The 21,629-nt window shown below is 38.2% G+C and carries 17 protein-coding genes, 1 pseudogene and 1 riboswitch; of the genes and pseudogenes, 1 reads left to right on the top strand and 17 read right to left on the bottom strand.

The features are described 5' to 3' along the window. Positions 1 to 32: 32 nt before the first annotated feature. The 16 genes and pseudogenes from KI375_RS03305 to KI375_RS03230 all read right to left on the bottom strand — a co-directional run bounded on the left by KI375_RS03305 (position 33) and on the right by KI375_RS03230 (position 19,262). On the bottom strand, positions 33 to 1,868 hold the full coding sequence (locus KI375_RS03305; protein ID WP_212972129.1) for a bifunctional homocysteine S-methyltransferase/methylenetetrahydrofolate reductase: 1,836 nt from the start codon (positions 1,866 to 1,868) through the stop codon (positions 33 to 35). A gap of 160 nt (positions 1,869 to 2,028) precedes the next feature. Then, a riboswitch (SAM riboswitch) is annotated at positions 2,029 to 2,134 on the bottom strand. Between the two features lie 560 nt (positions 2,135 to 2,694). Beyond that, positions 2,695 to 4,419, bottom strand: coding sequence for an assimilatory sulfite reductase (NADPH) hemoprotein subunit (gene cysI, locus KI375_RS03300; protein ID WP_212972128.1), 1,725 nt, complete (start codon positions 4,417 to 4,419; stop codon positions 2,695 to 2,697). A 23-nt stretch (positions 4,420 to 4,442) separates the two neighbouring features. Continuing rightward, on the bottom strand, positions 4,443 to 6,254 hold the full coding sequence (locus tag KI375_RS03295) for an assimilatory sulfite reductase (NADPH) flavoprotein subunit (protein ID WP_212972127.1): 1,812 nt from the start codon (positions 6,252 to 6,254) through the stop codon (positions 4,443 to 4,445). Positions 6,255 to 6,290: 36 nt separating this feature from the next. Beyond that, the gene (locus KI375_RS03290) at positions 6,291 to 6,437 is read right to left on the bottom strand and encodes a YezD family protein (RefSeq protein ID WP_207452603.1); all 147 of its coding nucleotides are present in this window, start codon (positions 6,435 to 6,437) and stop codon (positions 6,291 to 6,293) included. After that, complete coding sequence (locus KI375_RS03285; protein WP_212972126.1) at positions 6,430 to 7,047, bottom strand: NAD(P)-binding protein; 618 nt, start codon at positions 7,045 to 7,047, stop codon at positions 6,430 to 6,432. The genes KI375_RS03290 and KI375_RS03285 overlap by 8 nt, the downstream gene beginning before the upstream one ends. A 1-nt stretch (position 7,048) precedes the next feature. Then, on the bottom strand, positions 7,049 to 7,804 hold the full coding sequence (locus tag KI375_RS03280) for a sirohydrochlorin chelatase (RefSeq protein WP_212972125.1): 756 nt from the start codon (positions 7,802 to 7,804) through the stop codon (positions 7,049 to 7,051). Between the two features lie 241 nt (positions 7,805 to 8,045). Continuing rightward, positions 8,046 to 8,825, bottom strand: a complete 780-nt coding sequence (cobA, locus tag KI375_RS03275) for a uroporphyrinogen-III C-methyltransferase (protein ID WP_212972124.1) — start codon at positions 8,823 to 8,825, stop codon at positions 8,046 to 8,048. A 131-nt stretch (positions 8,826 to 8,956) separates the two neighbouring features. Beyond that, a complete protein-coding gene (gene sat / locus KI375_RS03270) occupies positions 8,957 to 10,099 on the bottom strand; it encodes a sulfate adenylyltransferase (RefSeq protein ID WP_212972123.1) in 1,143 nt (380 codons plus the stop codon). Between the two features lie 211 nt (positions 10,100 to 10,310). Next, a complete protein-coding gene (locus KI375_RS03265) occupies positions 10,311 to 11,039 on the bottom strand; it encodes a phosphoadenylyl-sulfate reductase (protein WP_280528622.1) in 729 nt (242 codons plus the stop codon). Positions 11,040 to 11,164: 125 nt separating this feature from the next. Then, the gene (cysC, locus tag KI375_RS03260) at positions 11,165 to 11,770 is read right to left on the bottom strand and encodes an adenylyl-sulfate kinase (RefSeq protein WP_212972122.1); all 606 of its coding nucleotides are present in this window, start codon (positions 11,768 to 11,770) and stop codon (positions 11,165 to 11,167) included. A gap of 465 nt (positions 11,771 to 12,235) precedes the next feature. Beyond that, positions 12,236 to 12,659: pseudogene (locus tag KI375_RS03255) on the bottom strand (GNAT family N-acetyltransferase). A gap of 202 nt (positions 12,660 to 12,861) precedes the next feature. Next, positions 12,862 to 13,932: a dual-specificity RNA methyltransferase RlmN gene (gene rlmN, locus KI375_RS03250; protein ID WP_212972121.1), complete on the bottom strand. Its 1,071-nt coding sequence runs from the start codon at positions 13,930 to 13,932 to the stop codon at positions 12,862 to 12,864. A gap of 160 nt (positions 13,933 to 14,092) precedes the next feature. Continuing rightward, on the bottom strand, positions 14,093 to 14,998 hold the full coding sequence (gene metA / locus KI375_RS03245; protein WP_212972120.1) for a homoserine O-acetyltransferase MetA: 906 nt from the start codon (positions 14,996 to 14,998) through the stop codon (positions 14,093 to 14,095). A 98-nt stretch (positions 14,999 to 15,096) separates the two neighbouring features. Further along, entirely contained in the window at positions 15,097 to 15,474 is a 378-nt protein-coding gene (locus tag KI375_RS03240) for a glyoxalase superfamily protein (protein ID WP_212972119.1), read from the bottom strand. Positions 15,475 to 15,748: 274 nt separating this feature from the next. Next, positions 15,749 to 17,539 carry an ABC transporter ATP-binding protein gene (locus KI375_RS03235; protein WP_212972118.1) on the bottom strand — a complete coding sequence of 597 codons (1,791 nt, stop codon included), beginning with the start codon at positions 17,537 to 17,539 and terminating at the stop codon, positions 15,749 to 15,751. Next, positions 17,529 to 19,262, bottom strand: coding sequence for an ABC transporter ATP-binding protein (locus KI375_RS03230; RefSeq protein ID WP_212972117.1), 1,734 nt, complete (start codon positions 19,260 to 19,262; stop codon positions 17,529 to 17,531). The genes KI375_RS03235 and KI375_RS03230 overlap by 11 nt, the downstream gene beginning before the upstream one ends. Positions 19,263 to 19,450: 188 nt before the next feature. On the opposite strand from KI375_RS03230, the gene msrA reads away from it, so the two are divergent. Then, positions 19,451 to 20,008 carry a peptide-methionine (S)-S-oxide reductase MsrA gene (gene msrA, locus KI375_RS03225; protein ID WP_212972116.1) on the top strand — a complete coding sequence of 186 codons (558 nt, stop codon included), beginning with the start codon at positions 19,451 to 19,453 and terminating at the stop codon, positions 20,006 to 20,008. 21 nt (positions 20,009 to 20,029) lie between these two features. Here the strand turns inward: msrA and KI375_RS03220 are convergent, their stop codons facing one another. After that, on the bottom strand, positions 20,030 to 21,565 hold the full coding sequence (locus tag KI375_RS03220; protein ID WP_212972115.1) for an FAD-dependent oxidoreductase: 1,536 nt from the start codon (positions 21,563 to 21,565) through the stop codon (positions 20,030 to 20,032). Positions 21,566 to 21,629: the final 64 nt, after the last annotated feature.

The raw sequence follows: 21,629 nt of genomic DNA, 5'->3' as shown, positions 1-21,629 counted from the left end.
CCGACATTTGTTGTGCTTTTTGAACAACCTCTTTAATGTAGTATTTCAACATTTTGCGTTTTTTCTTGAATATAGGTTGCTAATTCAACAGATAATTCGTATTGAATAAATGGAGTAATTAAATAGAATCCCTTAAAGTAATCATAGGCGACATCAATTAATTCTTTTGCAATGGCAAGCCCTTCTTGTTTGGCTCTCTGTGGATCTCCTTCTGTTTTAGCCATTCTGTCTCTAATATTGTCCGGAAGCTTGATACCAGGCACTTCGTTATGCAAGAATTCTGCATTTCTGGCTGAAACAAGTGGCATAATGCCGATATAAATAGGAGCTGTCATATGTTTGGTTGCTTCCCCTACTTCTATCATTTTTTCTGGAGAAAAGATTGGCTGCGTTAAAAAATAATCGGCACCATACTGTACTTTTTTCTCCATACGCTCAACTGATTTCCCAAGATTACGAACATTCGGATTAAAAGCAGCTGCAACATGGAATTGAGTCTTTTGTTTAAGCGATTTTCCCGAAAAAGAAATGCCTTCATTAAATTGTTTGATCAGCTTGATTAATTCAAAAGAGGTTGCATCATAGACAGATGTTGCTCCAGGAAAGTCACCAATTTTAGTCGGGTCACCAGTAATGGCCAATATATCACGAATTCCTGCTGTATGTAGCCCCATAAGATGTGATTGTAAACCGATTAAATTCCGGTCCCGACAAGTCACATGAACCAATGAATTTAGATCAACTTCCTTTTTAACTAGAGACGCCATTGTTGCATTACATATTCTGGGAGATGCTAATGAATTATCAGCTAATGTCAACCCATCCACCCCAGCTTCTTTTAAGGCGTGTGCTCCTCTAAAAAAGGGTTTTGTATCTAGGTGCTTTGGCGTATCTAATTCCACAATAACGGATCGATCTGTTTGAATTTTTTCAAATAAAGATGGTGCCTTTTCAACCTGCTGGTCTTGGATAAAAATCGGCTTTTGTTTGATTACCTGCTTCTCTTCAAGCGGCACTAAATGTTGGCGTCCTTTGACCAAAGCTTGGATATGCTCTGGCGTTGTTCCACAACACCCTCCAATTAATCGAACACCTTGATCACGGAAGCGTCGAACAAATTCTGTGAAATAAGTTGGTTCGGTTTTGTACATAAACTTCCCATCTTCATATTCTGGCAAGCTTGCATTTGGATAGGCTGCTAAATAAGCCGATTTTGAAAGCGGAACAGACTCTAAGGCTCTGACCATATGATAAGGACCGAGACGGCAATTGATCCCAACAACATCGGCACCTAAATCATCAAGCTGTTTTAATGCCTCTTCAAGTGGTGTTCCATTTTGCAGTACGCCAGGTTCATGCATTGTGACGTTTGCTATGATCGGTACATTCGTTTCATCACGAGCTATTTTTAAAACGGTTTTTATTTCTTCTAAATCATAATACGTTTCTAAGATAAGGCCATCTACACCCTCAAGCAGCAATGCATATAGTTGTTCTCGAAAACCGCGTTTTATTTCCTCTGTTTCACTAGAATGTAATCCAGCTCCATGAACCCCCCCAATGGTTCCTAGTACAAATGTTTCTTTACTTGCTGCTTGTTTCGCAAGACGAACAGCAGCTCTGTTTATCTTCGTTACTTCCTCTTCTAATCCATATCTTGAGAGTTTCAAATAATTAGCACTGTACGTATTCGTTTGGATTACGTCAGCACCAGCTTCAACATAGGCTTGATGCAACTGCAATACTTCATTAGGGTGTGTAAGATTTAATTGATCAAAACAGCGATCAATCCCATAGGAATATAACAGTGTTCCTGCAGCGCCATCCCCGATTAAAATTTCCTTTTTGAGACGTTCTAATAATCCCAATAAACTACCCTCCCTATATATTTTGGAAAACTATTTAGAGTGGTGGCTCTTTTTGGTCGCATACAAATCGACATAGAGAGAGCAATCTGCTTACCCTATTCTTCCAAACAAAAAGAGCCTACTCCGATAAGAAGAAGGCCCTTTTTTATAAAAAGGATTCTTCTTATCTTTCAAGTTGTTTCCAACTTGTGGATTTAGCACCTTTCCATAAAATGGTGGTTGCTGAGGCGTCTTAGGGCCATTCCCTCGACCTCTCTTGATAAGAATGAAATCTTTATTTAATTTTCTTGTTTCACTCACGTGTTAGAATTAATTTTTAATTCTATAAACATTATAAGGTTAGTTGGTTTAAAAAACAAGAGAAAATTAGTTTTTTTTGAAATTTTTCTACTTACCAGCAATTTATAAAATTTTAGCGTAGCTCCTCGAGGCAAATAACTTGAGCCAATGAAGGAAAAAAGCCCCTTCCTAAGTTCAAGAACATTTGCTTGTCGGAGGCCATCAGGATGTAGGTCAGAACAGCGTTGCAACGTACAGGACGTACTGGTGCAGACGAAGCGACAGGACATCGCGGTTTGAGTCTGCCGTTAGGACGGCGTGAATTTAGCCTTTCTTCCTAGATCAAGGCGCTTGTGCTTTTGTTCTGGTTTAAGGAATTATAAAATTGGAGCTAGTGGATAAGTAGCTTACCTTGCAGTTGGTGTCTAGCTCCAGGCGCCATCGGCTCGAGGTCAAATAACCTGAGCCAATGAAAGGCAAAGAACGCCTTTCTTTGTCTCAGAACATTTGCTTGTCGCCGATAGGCGGGCGCCTTGCGCTTTTCTTGTTAATCATGAAAATCAAGCCCTGAGTGGACCTCTTTTACATATCCTAAACGAATGACAAAGTCGCCAAATCGTTCTTTTTCTTTACGTTCCTTCGCAAAATGACTTATGATTGGCTCTAATTCACTTAATATTTCCTTCTCCCCAATATTTTCGCGGTACAGTTTATTTAAACGATCTCCTGTAAAACCGCCCCCTAAATAGACGTTATATTTTCCTGGGGCCTTTCCTACAAAACCAATTTCTGCTAATGCTGGTCTTGAGCAACCATTGGGGCAGCCAGACATACGAATGACGATTTCCTCTTCACGGAGCCCTGCCTTATCTAATAATAAGTCAATTTTATCAAGCAAGGAAGGTAAATAGCGTTCCGATTCTGCCATCGCAAGGCCACATGTTGGAAAAGCAACACAAGCCATCGAATTTCTACGTAAAGCGGTATGATGCTCTCCGTCAGTTAATCCATATTGTTGAATAAGCGCTTCGATTTTCGGTTTTAAAGCTTCTGATATGTTTCCAATGATTAAGTTTTGATTAGGAGTCAAGCGAAAATCCCCTGTGTGAATTTCAGCTATTTTCCTTAAGCCTGTCATCAATTTATAATGTTCCCAGTCCTTAATTCGGCCATTTTGAATAAAGAGTGTAAAATGCCACTGATCATTCAAACCTTTTACCCAGCCATAACGATCCCGATTGTGCTCAAACTGAAAGAATCTTGCTGGTTGTATCTCCCAACCTAGTCTTGAATGCAATTCCTCAATCAGCCAAGGCATGCCGCGCTTATCAATTGTGTACTTAAATCGAGCATTTTTCCGAACAGACCGATTTCCATAATCTCGTTGAATAGTGACAATCTTTTCAGCAACATCAAGCACTTCTTCAGGCTTACAGAACCCAATCACTCTTCCAACTTGAGGATACGTTGCTTTATCTCCATGGGTGGAGCCCATTCCCCCACCAACAGTTATGTTAAAGCCTTGAAGTTGCTCGTTTTCTACCACAGCAATAAAGCCAAGATCCTGGGAATAGACGTCCACATCATTAGAGGGCGGAACGGCAATGCCGATTTTAAATTTCCGCGGTAAATAGGTAGGACCATAAATCGGTTCAACTTCTTCCGTATTCTTTGAAGTATCAACGATTTTTTCCTTATCCAGCCATATTTCATGATAAGCCTTTGTCTGTGGAGAAAGATATTGGCTTAATTTTTTCGCCCATTCGTATACTTCCATATGAATTTCTGAAGCATACGGGTTTGGACTACACATCACATTTCGATTAACATCTCCACAAGCCGCAAGTGTTTCCAATAAGGCTTCATGAATCTCTTTAAAAGCTTTTTTCATATTCCATTTTAAAATTCCATGCATCTGGAAGGATTGTCTTGTCGTAAGTTTTAGACTTCCATTCCCATATTTATTTGCTAATTCATCCATGACAAGCCATTGATTGGCTGATACAACACCACCGGCAGCTCTAACTCGTACCATGAATTGATAAGCCGGCTCCAATTTTTGTTTCTGCCTTTCAACTCGAAGGTCTCGGTCATCTTGTAAGTAGCTTCCATGAAATTTCATTAAACGATTATCATCATCAGGAATTCCAGCACTTATCTCCTCTTTTAGCGTTTCGGCAAGTGATCCTCGCAAATAATTACTGTCGCTTTTAATCCGTTCCACATCACTAGGCGGTCCATCTTGTGTAGGTGGCAAACGATCTTTTGTCAAGTGATCCTCTCTCCCTTCGGATTTTAATATACATCACGTTGGTAACGTTTTTCCCTTAACATTTGGGCAAGATATTCCTCTGCCTCCTCAGAAGTCATACTGCCTTCCTCCTGACAAATCGTAAGAAGTGTTGTATGAACATCATGAGCCATATGTTTCTCATCACCACAAATATAAAGATAAGCCCCTTCTTTTAACCACTTAAATAGTTCTTGCTTTTTTTCTATCATCCGATGTTGCACATAGACTTTTTCTTCCGCATCGCGGGAAAAAGCTATATCCATCCTCGAGAGAATGCCTGTTTTCAGCCATCTCTGCCAATCGATCTGATAGAGAAAATCTGTTACATAATGTTGATCTCCAAAGAACAGCCAACTTTTTCCTGTCGCTTCGATTGCTTCTCTCTCTTCAAGAAAGGAACGATACGGAGCAATCCCTGTGCCAGGGCCAATCATAATAATTGGTCTACTCGGATCCTCTGGCAGGTGAAAATTAGGATTTTCATGAACATAGACCGGCAAATAATCACCTGGCTGGACTCGTTCTGCACACTGAATGGAGCAAACACCATGGCGTGCTCGATTATGGGCTTCATACCGGACTGCTCCAACAGTGAGATGAACCTCTTCCGGATTTGCTTCGTAACTATTGGCAATTGAATATAAACGCGCTGGCATTTTCCTTAAAATAGCAACAAATTGATCAGCTGGTATGTCCCACGGTGTAAAGTCACGAATGACATCAACAAGATCTCGTCCTTCAATATACGTTTTAAGCTCCTGTTTATCTGATTGCAGTAACTCCGTTAATCTTTCATTAGGATGAATCTGTGCTAACTTCTCTAGTAATGGTTTTGTCAGCACTGTCAGTTCGTAATGATGTGTTAATGCTTCATGAAGAGGACATGTCTCTCCTTTTTGGTTGAACGGGACAAGTTCATTTCGATCCCATCCCATTTCTCCGATAATAAGATCAACAATTCCAGGAGTGTTTTCTGGGAAGATGCCTAAGCTATCTCCTGGTTTAAAGGAAAAACCGGATCCTTCAATCGATAATTCAAGATGTCGTGTTTCTTTATTTGAACCCCGTCCGTTTAAGTTGATGTTCTCTAATACTTCTGCCTTAAAGGGATTTCTGCGTGAATACGTGGTACTCGTTCCAGGCAAAGCGGAAATTGGACTTAGGGGTTGAGTTGTACCACCCGCTCCTTCTCCAGTTTCATTTAAATAGTTTACGACTGTCCCTAGCCATTCAGCTGCTGGGTCATCAAAATCTAAATCACAATCGACTCGTGGGGTTACCCTGTTCGCGCCTAATTCCTCTAATCGTAGGTCGATTTTTTTACCTGTTTCACAGAAAAACTCGTATGAGCTATCTCCGAGAGAAAGGACTGAAAAAGATAAATCATTCAATTTTGGTGCTCTTCGGCTAAATAAAAACTCGTAAAAAGAGATGGCATTATCTGGAGGATCCCCTTCCCCCTGAGTGCTAATAATAAGAAATAAATAAGATAGCTTCTTTAACTTTGTCGATTTAAATTCATTCATAGAAGAAAGTGTTATTTTATATCCTTGACTTCCCAATGTTTCCGACAGCTCTCCTGCCAGCCTCTGACAATTCCCAGTTTGAGAACCATAAAGAATAGTTACTTCTCTGACGTTTGTTAGATTCTGAGTTGTTGCTGCCGGCTTTACTTCTAATGCCGTATTTCCGCTATACGCAGTTAAATATCCACTTAACCATAATTGTTGTCCTTCTGTTAAAGTCGGTAAAACCTGATTCAACACCTCAATCTGCTCCTGACTAAAAGGACTATTGATTGCTTGAAGTTGCAAAAAACATCCACCTCACACCATAAAATCAATCGTTCCCTATTTCAAGCGAACTTTTTCATTTTTTTCAATTTGTACTACATGTTGATCCTGTACAACTAATGTTATAGATCCATATTTCATCGTATTAAGATATTCTTTCACTACCTCAATCGCTGTTTCCAAATTTTCTTTCTGTTTACTCATTGGAATCACTCACCCTCTCTAAAAAAACTTTTTGCTTTTCCGCTGAGTTTCGATAATCTTTGTGTGTGATTTCTTTTAGTAACTGTCTTCTTAGGTCTATCTCTGTTACATGCTCTTTTACTATTCGGCGAGCAAGTGAAAGAAACTGAAGATAGTCCTTCATTGATTGATCATAGATTTCGCCAATCTCATCACGGATTGTTTTGGAAAGATAAGGACTGGCACCATTTGTTGATACCGTAATGACCAATTCCCCTCTTGATAATTTTGCCGGAACATGGAAGTTTCCAGCTTCTTGTTGATCAACCACATTCAATAACTGTTGATTGGAAACAGACATACTTACTTTTTGATTTACCTCACTTTGATCAGTGGCTGCAATTACTATAAAAGCATCTATTAGGTCAGATGGAAGAAATCCCCTTTTGATCCACTTGATTTTCTGGGTTTCATAATAGGTATATAATGTAGGATCAAGCGATGGGCTTACGACTGTTACACTAGCATCCGCTTCTAATAAATCCATTACTTTCCTTAATGCAACGGAACCACCACCAATAACTACAGCTTGCTTACCTGATAATTGAAGCGTGATCGGATAGGACCCCATTCTAGATCACCCACCGCTTTTCTTTATAATGAAGTAGTTCATTTATTCGTTCTGAGAGAATGTCCGGTACAGCTGGGTGATGTCCTAATGTTTCGCAGAGAATTATTTGTTTAGATTCATCCTGCATTTTCTCGATTTTCTGTTGTATACCATTCATTAATAAGCCACTAAATAATAAATAGGGAAGAATGAATATTTGTTTCCTTTCCCCTTTTAGCAGACTTATTAATGCTTCATCAAATTTCGGACTTGCCCCATAAAGAAAACAAGTATGAACCTTGGGTACGTCGTGCATCTGTTCAAATTGTCTTGCAATTTCGCTTAAATCAGATTTGACCTCGGGATCACTACTCCCTCTGCCAACAATAAGGATCGTTGGGTTTCTATGAGCCTCACTTTTTTGTTCTGTTAATTGATCATACAGGCATTCTATTAGTTTAGGATGAACCCCAAGCGGAGATCCATACGTGAACTCAGTTTGAGGATAGAGTTCTTTCGCTTTGGCTAATGCGCATGGGATATCCCTTTTTGCGTGTACAGCTGTTAATAGCAGGACGGGGACAACCGTTATATGAGTTGCTCCGCGTTTAATACAGTTTGCAATCCCTTCCGATATATTCGGTTTTACAAGCTCTAAGAAACAAATTTCTTGGATCTTTACATTGATTTTTCTTTGGCATTGGTCGATAAAGTTGAGGGCTTCCTGCACCCCATCTTTTGAACGACTGCCGTGGCTAATATAGAGGACAGCTTGCACAGATATCTTTCCTCCTTCTTATCCCATGACTGGTAATTGTTTATAGGGGATGTTCAAAAAGTCTGGTAAAAATGACACTGCGAGATAAAGGATCTTCTACTAAAACCGCCCACGTCTTGTGGGCAACGTAAAAGTCAGCATATCCTGTGCAAGTCCGCTGCATAAGCATACGCCGCCTCGAACTTTCGACGTACAGGAGGTGCTAGTGTCGGTGTTGCTGACAGGACATCAGCGCCTTTTTTTACCCTCCCTTTTTGAACACGCACTCATAGGTCTGTAAAGTTTGTTCGAACCATTGAATACTTTCACGTAAGCGAACGACTTCGCCGACGATAATCATACTTGGATTCTTCATTTTCTCACTAACAGCTATCTCTTCTATTGTCGCAAGTGTTCCAGTTATTGTTTTTTGTATGTTGGTTGTACCCCAATAAATCATTGCCACTGGTGTATGAGGGGACCGCCCAGCCTTGATTAATTGATCCCTAATAGTAGGTAATTGGCGAACCCCCATATAAATAACGAGTGTATCTACGCCAAGGGCAAGGTTTTTCCATTGTATCGTATCATCATTCCCTGGCTTTGTATGACCAGTGATTACGGCAAAACTAGAGCTAAAATCACGATGAGTGACAGGGATTCCTGCATATGCGGGAGCCGCAATCCCAGAGGTAATCCCAGGAACAATTTCAAATGGGATCCCGTGTTCAGCCAAAGTTTGTGCTTCTTCAGCTCCCCTGCCAAAAATAAACGGATCTCCGCCTTTTAAGCGAGTCACAATCTTTCCTCTTTTGGCATATTCAACGAGCTGTTGATTGATTACTTCTTGTTTATTTTGATGAAATCCTGGGATTTTACCGACAAAAATCAGTTCCGTCCCCTTCTTTGCATGCAAAAGTAGTTCTTTATTGATAAGGCGATCATATAAAATCACATCTGCCTTTTGAATACAATTAAGACCTTTTACCGTGATTAGGTCTATATCTCCTGGACCTGCTCCGACAATATAAACCTTTCCCATCTTCGCTAAACCTCCTTTCCCCTCGTTAGAAAGACTTTTCAATAAAAGGGTTACAATATGAGGGATTCATATTGTAGTAGACTCAACCCTTTAGCCAATATGACTTTTTTGCTTCTAAAGCCAATTAATGGTTACACCACTTTTTCTCGCAGCCCCGAAATTAAAACTTCAACAACTTCTGGGCGACTAAATGTGGATGGAAGCGATTCTCCATTTCTTAATTTTTCTCTTACTTTTGTGCCAGATAGGATTTCATGGAATTTTGCATCATGTGGGCATGTTTTGGAAGTTGCCATGCTTTCACATTTTTTACAGAAAAAACTATGCTCAAAAAATAATAAAGTAATGCCTAATTCCTCTTTGGAAAAATGACTAAATATTTTTTGCGCATCATAAGTGCCATAATAATTGCCAACTCCGGCATGATCACGACCAACAATAAAATGTGTACACCCGAAGTTTTTCCTTACCATCGCATGGAACACAGCTTCTCTGGGACCTGCGTATCTCATGGCTGCGGAAAAAACGCCCAAAAACACGTGATCCCTTGAATAATAGTGATCTAGTAAAACTTGATAGCTCTCCAAACGGACATCTGCTGGAATATCATCCTGCTTCGTTTCCCCTACAAGTGGTTGTAGAAAGAGGCCATCGACAATTTCTAATGCTGACTTTTGAATGTATTCATGTGCACGATGAACTGGATTTCTTGTCTGAAAACCAACAACCGTACTCCAACCTCGTTCATGAAATTGCTTGCGTGTTTCAACTGGATCATAAAGATAATCGGTAAATAACCCCTTTTCACTTCGTTTAATAAGTGTGATTTCCCCACCAATATAAATGGGATTTCGTTCAAATAGTTTCTTTACCCCAGGATGTTCTTGATCAACTGTTTGATAGACAAGCTCAGCTTCCTTTTCCTTATCTGGTTGATAGATATCTGCTACTTGCACAACACCATAAACTATTTGATCTTTCTCAAGCTTTACGAACTGACCGATATTAATATCTTGAGCATTTTTTTCTGTTGTTGGTAGTGTAATGGGTATGGACCATGGCTCCCCTGTTAATAATCTCATGTCCGCTAAGACAGATTGATAATCCTGCTTACTTAGAAAACCACTTAGAGGGCTATATGCTCCTACACCTATTAACTCCAAATCACTTAAAGCGGTATCATCTAATTCAATTGCTTGTTTAATGTGAGAAAGATCATATGATGGATCCCAACGATTAATCAGCTTTCCACCATGTGGTTGACTTAAACTCATTTTGATATCCCCCTAGCATGTTATTTTTCCCAGTGTCTCCATCCGTAAGCCCCCACTTCAAGACGAAAAGACGTAAAAAAGTCTAAGTGGGGGAACGGGCGATAATACCCCAATAAATCTCGCTCTATTCAAACTAAGTTCGTGACGACAATCTCTAAGTCTGTACTAGCACATCCTATGCGTCGAAAAAAACACTGATTGAAATCTCACTTTATTGATTATCATTTTTATTTAGATGTAAACCACATTCCGTTTTACCTTGATCTGCCCAACGCCCTGATCTTGAACCTGTTTCCATATCGCCTTGTATTGTACATGGCCAACACCCAATGCTTGGATATCCTTGGTCATGGAGCGGATTATACTGTAATTGTTGGTCCTCCACATATTTCCAAATATCCTTCCACGACCAATGGATCAGTGGACAAATTTTTATCGATTGGAATGTTTCATCTTTGTTGATAAAGTTGGTATTTCTCCTAGTAGGTGATTGTTCCCTTCTTAGTCCAGATATCCAAGCCGTCGATTTTGATAATGTTTTCCTTAGTGGAAGAACTTTTCGCATATAACAGCAACGATCAGGTTGTCTTTTCCAGAGTTCATCTCCAAATTGGTCAGCTTGTTCTTCTACAGATAAATCTGGTTTAATCATTTCGATTCGGAGAAGCGGATACTTCTGCTTTATCGTTTCAATTAGCTCATACGTTTCTGGAAAATGGAGCCCCGTATCCAAAAATACAATTTTAGCTGTCGGTTTAACCTTTGAAATCAGATCAATTAGAACAATTCCTTCAATTCCGAAACTACAAGAATAAATAAGCCGTTCATCATACATCTCATATGCCCAATTTAGGACATTAAGTGCTCCTTTATATTGAGCATCCACAACAAACTCATCTGTTGGCTCAGCCCATGCTTCGTAAGTCAATAATTTTGTCACGGTTTCACCTCCATTAAATTTTAAACAGAAAGTGATATTTGAAATTATTGCCTCTATGTTCATAGTCAGCAATCAGCAACTATATCATTTTTCCTATAGGTTAAGTGTGAATTAAACGCAAAGTTTTACCTTTGATTCTCTAATCCTATATATCCTTTTTTTTGCAAATATTTCACAATTAGTTCAACTGATTCTGCAACACCTAACTGATTCGTATCTAGAATAATTTCCGGATTTATTGGTTCTTCATACGGAGCATCTATACCAGTAAAATCTTTAATTTCTCCATTACGAGCTTTCTGGTATAATCCTTTTGAATCTCTTGCTTCACATGTTTCTAAAGTTGCCTTTACATAGACTTCAATCATTTCATTTGCTTCAACCATTTCCCGAACTTGATCACGATCTGCTCGATAAGGAGAAATAAAAGCCGTTAAAGTAAACAATCCAGCATCAACTAGCAATTTCGATACTTCACCAATTCTCCTAATATTTTCTTTTCGATCTTCCTGCTTAAATCCCAGATCTTTGTTTAACCCGTGTCGAACATTATCGCCATCTAAACGATAAGTATGAATGCCCTTATTAAATAATTCCTTTTCTAAAGCTGAGGAGATTGTTGATTTCCCTGCTCCTGAAAGTCCAGTAAACCAAACAATTGCACTTTTATGATGTTTTAACTGTTGCCGATTTTCCTTAGACACTTCCGATTCATGCCAGATTATATTCATTATTCACTCTCCCATAACCAACAATAAATAATATTCGGGTTAGTCCTTCCTATAAAAAAAGGCATCTTTACAAACTGATCGAGACCAATTTATAAGGATGCCTTTAGTTGACTAATCAGCATAATTATTTTTTAAATATTAAAGTTGTCATTCATATTACAGGGTGAAAAGGCAATTGTCAATAATCTTTTGAATTTATTTTTAAACTTATCACCTTACTTGGTTTTATGTCCTTAAAATGTGAGAAACATAGGAATAAAGGTCCATAGGTCAAGTTTACCTTCTCATTACCGCTTCTTTCTAATTCACATTCTATGAATATCCAATAATAAATGTGCCTGGGTACAATTACGAAGTCAATTTAAAAGGTTTATCAGACAGAAACTTAATATGTATTTGGATAATTTTCTAGTTCGGATTACACAGTAAGGGACTTTTTCAGTGACCTATTAAGGACCTCTGTGTTTATAAATCCTTTTTTAAATAGTAATGCTTATGATTCTCTCCCTACATTATCCAACGTTCCATACACTGTATAGCCATTTTTTTTATAAAAATCTAATGCTTGAAAACTCAAAGTATCTAATTTAACGAAATCGCATTTCTTTTCTAAGGCTATATTCTCCGCTGTTATTAATAATTTTGTTCCAAATCCTAGTTTCCTTATATCTTCATCTACAAATAAATTATAAATCTCTAACCAATTCCAACAGATTGAACCGATTAATCCACCACGTACAATGCCGTTGTCATCCTTAATGAATAAACCAATATCTTCGTATCTATCTTTCAAATCCTCTGGAAAGTGTTTTAAATTAAATTTATAAAGCTCATCATCTACATGTTGTTTAGCTTTTCTATCCACTTCTTTAGTAATATAGAAGCCCATAATTCATTTCTCCCTTTGTATTCTTTTTATACTAATTCTAGATTAATTTGGAATTTCCCTTTTTGAATTTCAATATTTCGTTGACATGAGTCAAGTTTAAAAAGCCCAATTTCTCACTACTAAAAATTGAGAAATTGGACTTTTGTGTAGGGTTCAAGAAAATCACAATAGGCTTGGGCTTTTTATATTAAGGTATTACCAATTATATGGCTTTAGCTTGGTTTTTCTTAATTTGCTTGCTTCTTAATTGTCCACAAGCTGCGTCGATATCCGATCCTTGCTCATGACGAACGCCGCATTGAATACCATTTTTCTTTAAAGTATCGTAGAAGGCCATAATATCTTTTTGTTCGCTTCTTTCATATTGAATATGCTCATTGACGGGATTATAAGGAATAAGATTTACATATGTTAAATGACGTTTATCTTGAAGTAACTTTGCCAATTGCTTAGCTTCTTCGACATGATCATTTACATCCTTTAATAAAATATATTCAATTGTCACCCTACGATTATTTCGTTCCAAATAGTAGTCTAAAGACGCCATTAATTTTTCAATCGGGAACGCTTTGTTGATCTTCATAATTTGTGTTCTCAACTCATCATTTGGCGCATGAAGTGACAAAGCTAAATTTACCTGTAAGTTTTCATCAGCAAATTCACGAATCTTATGGGCGAGACCACTTGTTGAGACTGTAATATGTCTTGCACCAATGGCTAGTCCTTTCGGATGATTAACTACACGTAAGAAGCTCATAAGATTTTGATAATTATCAAATGGTTCTCCGATTCCCATCACAACAATATGGCTAACTCGTTCATCTTTTCCTTTTGCATCAAGATGCTGTTGTACTTTCATAATTTGTTCAACAATTTCCCCGCTATTTAAATCCCTATTTTTCCTTAGCAACCCACTAGCACAGAAGCTACAGCCAATATTACAACCGACTTGGGTCGTGACACAAACAGACAAACCATAAGAAAAACTCATTAAAACTGTTTCAATTAAATTTCCATCTTGCATTTCAAATAAAAACTTAATCGTTCCATCCGATGATTCCTGTTTAACCGATTGCTTCAATGTTTGTATTGTAAAATGCTCTTCCAATAATTGTAAGCATTCTTTATTAATATTCTTCATATCAGAAAAATCGGTGACTCTTTTGCTATATAACCAATCCCATATTTGTTCAGCACGATACTTTTTCTGTCCTTGCTCCAATAACCATTCCGTTAATTGATCGATCGTTAAACTGTAAATCGATTGTTTCACTATAAATACCTCTTTTCAAAAATTACATGTAGTTATTATAATACTAAGGTTTGGAAAAGGAAACAACCTTTCTATACAGTAAAACTTTAATCAATGAGAAATTTTTTAAAAAAATCCTTTCCCATGAAAATAAACGATGCGGGTGTGATACCCGCATCGTTTATTTCCACTCATATGGAGTTTCCTGATAAACATAATAATTAAGCCAATTTGAAAAAAGTAAATAGCTATGTGAACGCCATGCGTGAAGAGGTTTTTTTGTATGATCGTTATTTGGATAATAGTTTTCCGGTGGATGTATGGAAATTCCTTTATTCAAATCCCTTTCATATTCTTCTGCTAATGTGGTAGCGTCGTATTCTAAATGTCCTGTAACCATAATATTTTTCTCGTCTTTCGACATAATTAGAAACGGACCAGCCTCCCCTTTTGAAACGAGCAGTAACTCTGGATGTTCTTCAATTTCTAGCTGGCTTACACTTGTATTCCGCGAGTGTGGTGCTAGATATATATCATCAAATCCTCGTACCAATTTTAATTTTGGATACAGAAGTTCATGTTCATAAATCCCCGAACATTTTTCCTTTAATTCGTATTTGTCGATGCCATAATGGTAGTATAAGGCTGCTTGCGCTCCCCAGCAAATATGCATAGTCGATGTGACACGAGTTTTGGTCCACTCCATGATCTCCTTCAGCTCTTCCCAATATGTCACCTCTTGAAAAGGTAAATGTTCAATAGGGGCCCCGGTAATAATCATCCCATCAAAGTACTTATCTTTCACTTCCGAAAACGTTGTATAAAATTCGTCCAGATGGGTTTTACTCACCGTTTTTGATTGATGTGTAGCCATATGTAAAAAGGATACATTTAGTTGCAATGGTGTATTCCCTAATAGGCGTAATATCTGGACTTCAGTTTTTTGTTTTTCCGGCATTAAATTTAAGATTAAAATATTTAATGGACGGATATCTTGCGCAACGGCTCTGTCTTCATCCATAATAAATATTTTTTCTTCCTCTAATATTTCCCTAGCAGGCATTCTACCTGGTATATTTATAGGCAATTCATATCCCCCCTAACTTAAAAACCTAATATGCATTATTATAGGGTTCACTTGCCGTTTCGGCAAGTGAAGAAGAGAAAATTAATTTTTTAGTTTGCTTATTTTTGTTCATAAAATATAAGTTTATTGCCAAAGGGATCATGGACGGTGAATTCTGTTGCCCCCCAAGGTGTTTTCTCCATCCCTGGACGTGCATAAGTATAGTCCTTTGCTAAAAGCTTTTGGTGGAATTCCTGGAGTTTTCGTACTCCTATTCTTAAACTTGTTCCAGGCGAGGCATCCCCATGATGTTCAGATAGATGGAGAATGCATGTCTGTTGTGATACTTGCATATACAAGGGAGCATTTTCGTCGAATCGATGCTGCCAATCTATTTTAAAACCTAAAAAGTCTACATAAAATTCTTTTAGCTTTTTTACATCAAAAACTCTTAAAATAGGAATGATTTCATTCGTCAATGAAAATTCAGCTTCCATTTTAGGCGTTCCTCCTTTATATTCGAGCATTTCCCTTTTTTAAAAGATAAGAAAGGAAATTTTTTAGGATTGCTTTAAAGCTAGGCAGTTGTTGTCCAGCTCCAGGCGCCGTCGGCGGTGCGACGTACAGGTGGTACTAGTGCAGACGAAGCGACAGGACGGCGCGAACTTAGCCGATGTTCTGCATATAACCTGAAACAATGAAAGGCAAAGAACGCCTTTCTTTGTCTCAGAACATTTGCTTGTCGAAGGTAGCGGGCGCCTTGCGCTTTTCTTAAGACCCAACTTCTTCGCGGATTTGGCTGTGGAATAGATCATAATAGAAACCTTGTTGTTGAAGCAATGTTGCATGGGTTCCTTTTTCAATTAACTGTCCTTGATTTAATACAAGAATTTGATCAGCATTTTGGATAGTATTCAGTCGATGAGCGATAACCACACTCGTTCTCCCTTCCATCAACCGCGAAAGTGCTTCTTGAATCTTCATTTCTGTAATCGTATCAATATTACTTGTCGCTTCATCTAAAATAAGCAAAGAAGGATTGGACAGCATTGCTCTTGCAATCGATAAAAGTTGTCTTTGACCTTGACTAATACCACTGCCATCTTGTTTGAGAATCGTCTCGTATTGATTAGGTAATTTCATTATAAAAGAATGGGCATTCGCCATTTTTGCAGCCTCTTCCACTTCTTTATCAGATGCATCCAGTTTTCCATAGCGAATATTTTCTCGAATCGTTCCTTGGAAAAGATAAGAATCCTGTAGAACAAATCCCATATAACTGCGTAGATTATTTCTTTCAATTGTTTGGATATTCATACCATCAATGGAAATTTCTCCACTACTTGTTTCATAAAAACGGGCAAGCAAATTGATAATCGTTGTTTTTCCCGCACCTGTTGGCCCAACAAGCGCAACCGTCTCACCAGGTTTAGCCTGAAAATTTATCTGTTGAACGGTTTGTTCTTCTCCTTCTGGATCATATGAGAAGGACACATCTTTAAATTCGATTTCTCCATGAATATGATCAATTTTACGACTGGATTCTCCGTCTTTTTCTTCCGGTTCATCCAGTATTTCGAACACTCTTTCTGCACCAGCTACGGCTGAAAGTAAAGTATTGAATTGATTAGCTAATTCGTTCAATGGGCGTGTGAACTGACGAGAGTATTCCGTAAAGACAACGATCGTCCCAATACTGACATATCCTTTAAGCGCTAAAATCCCACCTGCCGCCGCGATCACAGCAAAGTTTAAATTATTCAGCATGTTCATTAACTTTGGAATAAAACCGGAATACACTTGTGCCCAGTAACCAGCATTTCTTAATCGTTCGTTTTTTTCTGTAAATTCGGCTATGATCTTTTCTTCTTGAGAAAAAGTTTTTACAATCGTTTGTCCGGCAATCGTTTCTTGGATAAATCCATTTAAATCACCAAGATGCTTCTGCTGTTCTTTAAATAGCCTGCCTGTTCGGTTGGTGATCCATTTCATTCCAAAATACATAATCGGTACAACAAACATTGTAATCAACGTAAGTAAAGGACTTAATATTAACATAACGGTAATGGTACCGACGAGAGTCATAACACTAGAAGAAAGCTGAATTACAGACGTATTTAATGTTTGACTGACATTATCAATATCATTCGTCAACCGGCTCATTAAATCTCCATGTTGGCGTTTATCAAAAAACTTAATCGGTAATTTGTGTAACCGATTAAAAAGTTGTTCCCTCAGTGTAAAAACAGTCTTTTGACCAATTCCAATCATCCAATAGTTTTGCATAAAGCTAGTGAGTGAAAAGAAAAAATAAACGCAAGCTATCATAACAAGAATAAAAAGCAAAGTATTCCCACTGTTTTCAGCAATGTATTTATCAATCGTCTTCCCAATTAAAAACGGTCCTAATAGGCCGAGCCCAGAACTTGCTAGCACCGTGAACAAAACGAGGAATAATTGGCCGCGATAAACATCAAGGTATCGCCAAATGCGAATCAACGTTTTTTTCCAATTTTTAACTTTTTCAACCTTCAGAGGCTGGCCCATCTTCCTATTGGCCATCTGCTATCCCCCCTTTAGTAAATTGAGAATGATAGATTTTTTGATAAAGGGGTGAGGTTCTTATTAACGTTTCATGATTCCCACATGCTACTAATTTCCCCTCGTCTAATAAAAGAATTTGATCGGTTTTCATAGCTGTAGTAATTTTTTGCGTAATAATAAAAATGGTTGAATCATATTTTTCCAAAGCACTTAATAATTTTGTCTCTGTTTTCATATCAAGAGCACTTGTACTATCATCTAGAAATAATAGTTTAGGTGTTCGCACTAAGGCTCTAGCGATAGACAGTCTTTGTTTTTGTCCCCCTGATAAGTTGACCCCTTTCTGACCGACTTTTGTTTCATATCCTTTAGGTAATCTTTGAATTGTTTCATGTATTTGGGCATCCTTTGTACTTGTCATCATTTCTTCGTGCGATGCCTCTTCTTTTCCCCAAGCAATATTACTTTCAACAGAGCCTGTAAATAAAATCGATTCCTGAGGAACAAAACCAATTTGTTTTCTAAGCGAATGGAGGGTCATTTTTTTAATATCTTGACCATCAATTTTTATTTGACCTTCATTCACATCATAAAGTCTTGGTATTAGTTGAAAAAGTACCGATTTCCCTGCTCCTGTTGCCCCCATAACCGCAATCGTTTCACCAGCATTTGCTGTAAAAGATATATTCTGAAGCACATGTTGATCTGTCCCTGGATATTTAAAATAGACATTATGGAATTCTACTTTTCCATTTTGGATTTTTCTATCGGACGAGGTTGATTCATCATCCTCCAAATCTACAGAGGTCGCTAGAACTTCTGTAATCCTTGCCGAAGAGGCAAAACCTCGAGAGAAAGCCATAATAATCCAAGATAACATGGATAAAGCCATTGTGATTCGAAAACCATAATTGACCATCGCAACAACTTCTCCCACATTCATCCTTGACTGATGGACATCTGTTGCTGCGAACCATAAAATGAATAAAATAGCTAGGTTCATAATAAATAAGAGGAGCGGACCAAGCAATTCCACAAGTCTCAATGTTTTTGCCGTTTGATTTCGTAAATCTTCATTAGCTGTTCCAAAACGTTTCTCTTCAAAGTTTCTTCTAATAAACGCTTTGATCAAGCGGATCGAGGTTAAATTTTCTTGCATGACATTGTTGACCTTATCCAGTTTATCTTGTACTAATCGAAATAACTTCCCCGTTTTTCTCATCATCCAAATTAACGCAAACACAAGAATAGGTATAGGGATAACTAAAATAAGCGCTAACTTAGCATTGACAAAAAAAGCCATCGTTACCCCACCAATGATAAGCAATGGGTTTCGCAAGGCAACGCGTAAACTCATAAACAACGTATTTTGAATTTGTGTAATATCATTTGTCAACCGAGTGATAAGGGAAGATGTTTGGAACTGAGCTAAATTATTAAATGAGAACGATTGCACCTTTTTAAACACTGAGGAGCGTACATCAAATCCAAAGCCTTGACTAGCATGGGCAGAAAAGAAAGAATTTGTAATCCCGGCAATAAATCCAAGCAAGGACATCCCCACCATAATGCCGCCCCATTTCATCACAGCATTTAGATCTTGTTTTAATATTCCTTCATCGATAATATTGGCCATAAACATAGGATGCCATAATTCTACTACTAGTTCCACAAGCATCAGCATCCAGGCTATGCCCATAGCCCAACGATAAGGTTTTAAATATGAGACCACTTTCTGCATTTGCATTCCCCCGGATCATTCGTAAGCCTAAATATATTTTCATTACCTATCTTAAAGTAAAAACAAGAAAAAGTCATCTGATCAAGCTGATTTTTCAAAATCTTGCTAAAATATAATGGTTATGGAAATTCTTCAAAAAATATGATTAAATATAGGGATTAACTTGTTTGGAAGGGAACATAGATACAATGGAGAAATTAGAAAAAGCAACATTTGCAGGGGGATGCTTTTGGTGTATGGTTAAACCCTTTGACCAATGGGACGGTGTAGAGCGTATTGTTTCTGGTTACTCCGGAGGAACATTCGTAAATCCAACCTATGAGGATGTCAAATCAGGGGAAACAGGACATTATGAAGTTGTACAAATTACCTTCAATCCAAAACAAATGCCTTATGAGACATTACTTGAAATCTATTGGCAACAAATTGACCCAACTGACGCAGGCGGTCAATTTCATGATCGTGGTGACTCCTATCGAACAGCGATATTTTATCATAATGAAACACAAAAAACAGCTGCTGAAAAATCTAAAAACAAATTGGCTGCTAGTGGCAAATTCAACAAACCAATCATCACCCAAATCAAGCCAGCCCAAACATTCTACCCAGCCGAAGACTTTCACCAAGACTTTTATAAAAAAAATAAAACAGACTACCAAACAGACAGAGAAAAATCAGGCCGCGACCAATTTATACAAAAACATTGGAAACTACGGGGTCAGTCCCCCGCCGCTGAAACGCGTTAACGTAGCGGGGGACTGCCCCCGTTAGGTGTCCCTGTTAAGTATTTTTAATGGTTTTTCGGCGGGGCCTTCTAGTACTTCTCCTTTGTAGGTAAAGCGTGAGCCGTGGCATGGGCAGTCCCAAGTTTTGTCGCCGCTATTCCAATTTACTTCACAGCCCATGTGGGTGCAGGTTGTGTCGACTACAAAGAGTTGGCCTTTTTCGTTTTTGTAGGCACCAGCTCGTTTACCTTTGATGGCGATAGCTGCTCCTTCTCCTGCTTTTATATCTTTTAGTTCTTTATCGGGGACTTCTAGTTTGCCGCCCACTAATTGAACGGCCACATTTGCACTTTCTTTCAGGACCTTCTTTATGCTTGGATCGGCTTTAAATCTAAAGGGGGTGTATAGGTCTTTATAAGGATTATTTTGGTCGATAATTAAGTCTCTAATTAATTGAGCTGCAACATAACTGGTTGTCATTCCCCATTTGCGGAAACCAGTTGCAACAAATACATTACTTCCTTTTGATAGTTCCCCAATGTAAGGGACCTTATCTGGTGTGACAAGATCTTGTGCAGACCACCTGTAGGCAACCTCTTTAACTCCGAAATATTCTTTGGCAAATTTTTCTAAGGCCTGATAATGTTCTGATTCATTTCCACCCTGCCCAGCTTTATGGCCATCTCCACCAAATAATAACATTTCTTCTCCTTCTATCGTAACTGGACGAATAGAACGGGTGGGTTGCTCCGCACTGATGTACATGCCATCGACAACAGGCTTTTCGGGCTTTGCGGCAATCACGTAAGATCGTTCTGGATATAGACGCGCAAAAAATCCTTTACTGTCATGAAAAGGGAAATGAGAAGTAGAAATCACGAAGTTGGCTTCCACCCTTTTTCCGCTCTTAAAAGGAATAATCGGTGAATCACTATCTTCCATATGCAAAGCAACGGCATTTTCATATATTTTTACACCAAGCTTTTCCAATTGCTCAACCATCTTAGCTAAATAGTGAAGAGGATGAAAATGAGCTTGGTTTTTCATAAGGATTGCCTTTTTATAAGGCAAATCGATCGGAATTTGCTTAGTGATTCCGCCTTCAATCCCTAATTTTTGATAGGCATCGGCTTCTGTTTTTATTTTATCTACATAACTGTCTTCATTTGTATAGATAAATGCATCTGCTTTTTGAAAATGACATTGGACATCATGGGCTTTTATCCAGTCTTCCATTTGTTCTTTTGCCTTTTGATTAGCCTGATAATACAATTTAGCTTTCGCTTCTCCAAAATGTTGGATCAATTCATTATAGATTAAACCGTGTTGTGATGTAATTTTTGCTGTAGTATGCCCGGTTGTCCCATTAAATAAAGAATCTGCTTCAAATAAAGCAACCTGCAATCCCTCTTTCGCCAACATATACGCCGTTGTTATGCCTGTAATTCCACCCCCAATAATTGCTACTTCTACTTTCATATCGTCTTCAAGGCTCGGAAATTTATGTACTTTTGTGGAACGAATCCACCATGACTCCGGGGATGTTGGAAAATTTGCTTTGTTGTTGGTCTCGCTCATTGGAGCACTCCTCCTCAGCTATTTCTACTATTATTGATAATTCCCCAAAAATCGTTTTATATGT

Source organism: Bacillus sp. J14TS2, from assembly GCF_018333015.1.
Taxonomy (GTDB): Bacteria; Bacillota; Bacilli; order Bacillales; family Bacillaceae_C; genus Lederbergia.
Note: the sequence above shows the minus strand (reverse complement) of the source record. Positions and strands in the feature narration are given on the sequence as shown.

Excerpts from the sequence above, each read along its gene's own strand:
- KI375_RS03290 (WP_207452603.1), bottom strand. The coding sequence starts at position 6,437 with ATGAGTAAACAGAAAGAAAATTTGGAAACAGCGATTGAGGTAGTGAAA.
- KI375_RS03285 (WP_212972126.1), bottom strand. The coding sequence starts at position 7,047 with ATGGGGTCCTATCCGATCACGCTTCAATTATCAGGTAAGCAAGCTGTA.
- cobA (WP_212972124.1), bottom strand. The coding sequence starts at position 8,825 with ATGGGAAAGGTTTATATTGTCGGAGCAGGTCCAGGAGATATAGACCTA.
- sat (WP_212972123.1), bottom strand. The coding sequence starts at position 10,099 with ATGAGTTTAAGTCAACCACATGGTGGAAAGCTGATTAATCGTTGGGAT.
- cysC (WP_212972122.1), bottom strand. The coding sequence starts at position 11,770 with ATGAATATAATCTGGCATGAATCGGAAGTGTCTAAGGAAAATCGGCAA.
- KI375_RS03240 (WP_212972119.1), bottom strand. The coding sequence starts at position 15,474 with ATGGAAGCTGAATTTTCATTGACGAATGAAATCATTCCTATTTTAAGA.
- KI375_RS03235 (WP_212972118.1), bottom strand. The coding sequence starts at position 17,539 with ATGGCCAATAGGAAGATGGGCCAGCCTCTGAAGGTTGAAAAAGTTAAA.
- KI375_RS03230 (WP_212972117.1), bottom strand. The coding sequence starts at position 19,262 with ATGCAGAAAGTGGTCTCATATTTAAAACCTTATCGTTGGGCTATGGGC.
- msrA (WP_212972116.1), top strand. The coding sequence starts at position 19,451 with ATGGAGAAATTAGAAAAAGCAACATTTGCAGGGGGATGCTTTTGGTGT.
- KI375_RS03220 (WP_212972115.1), bottom strand. The coding sequence starts at position 21,565 with ATGAGCGAGACCAACAACAAAGCAAATTTTCCAACATCCCCGGAGTCA.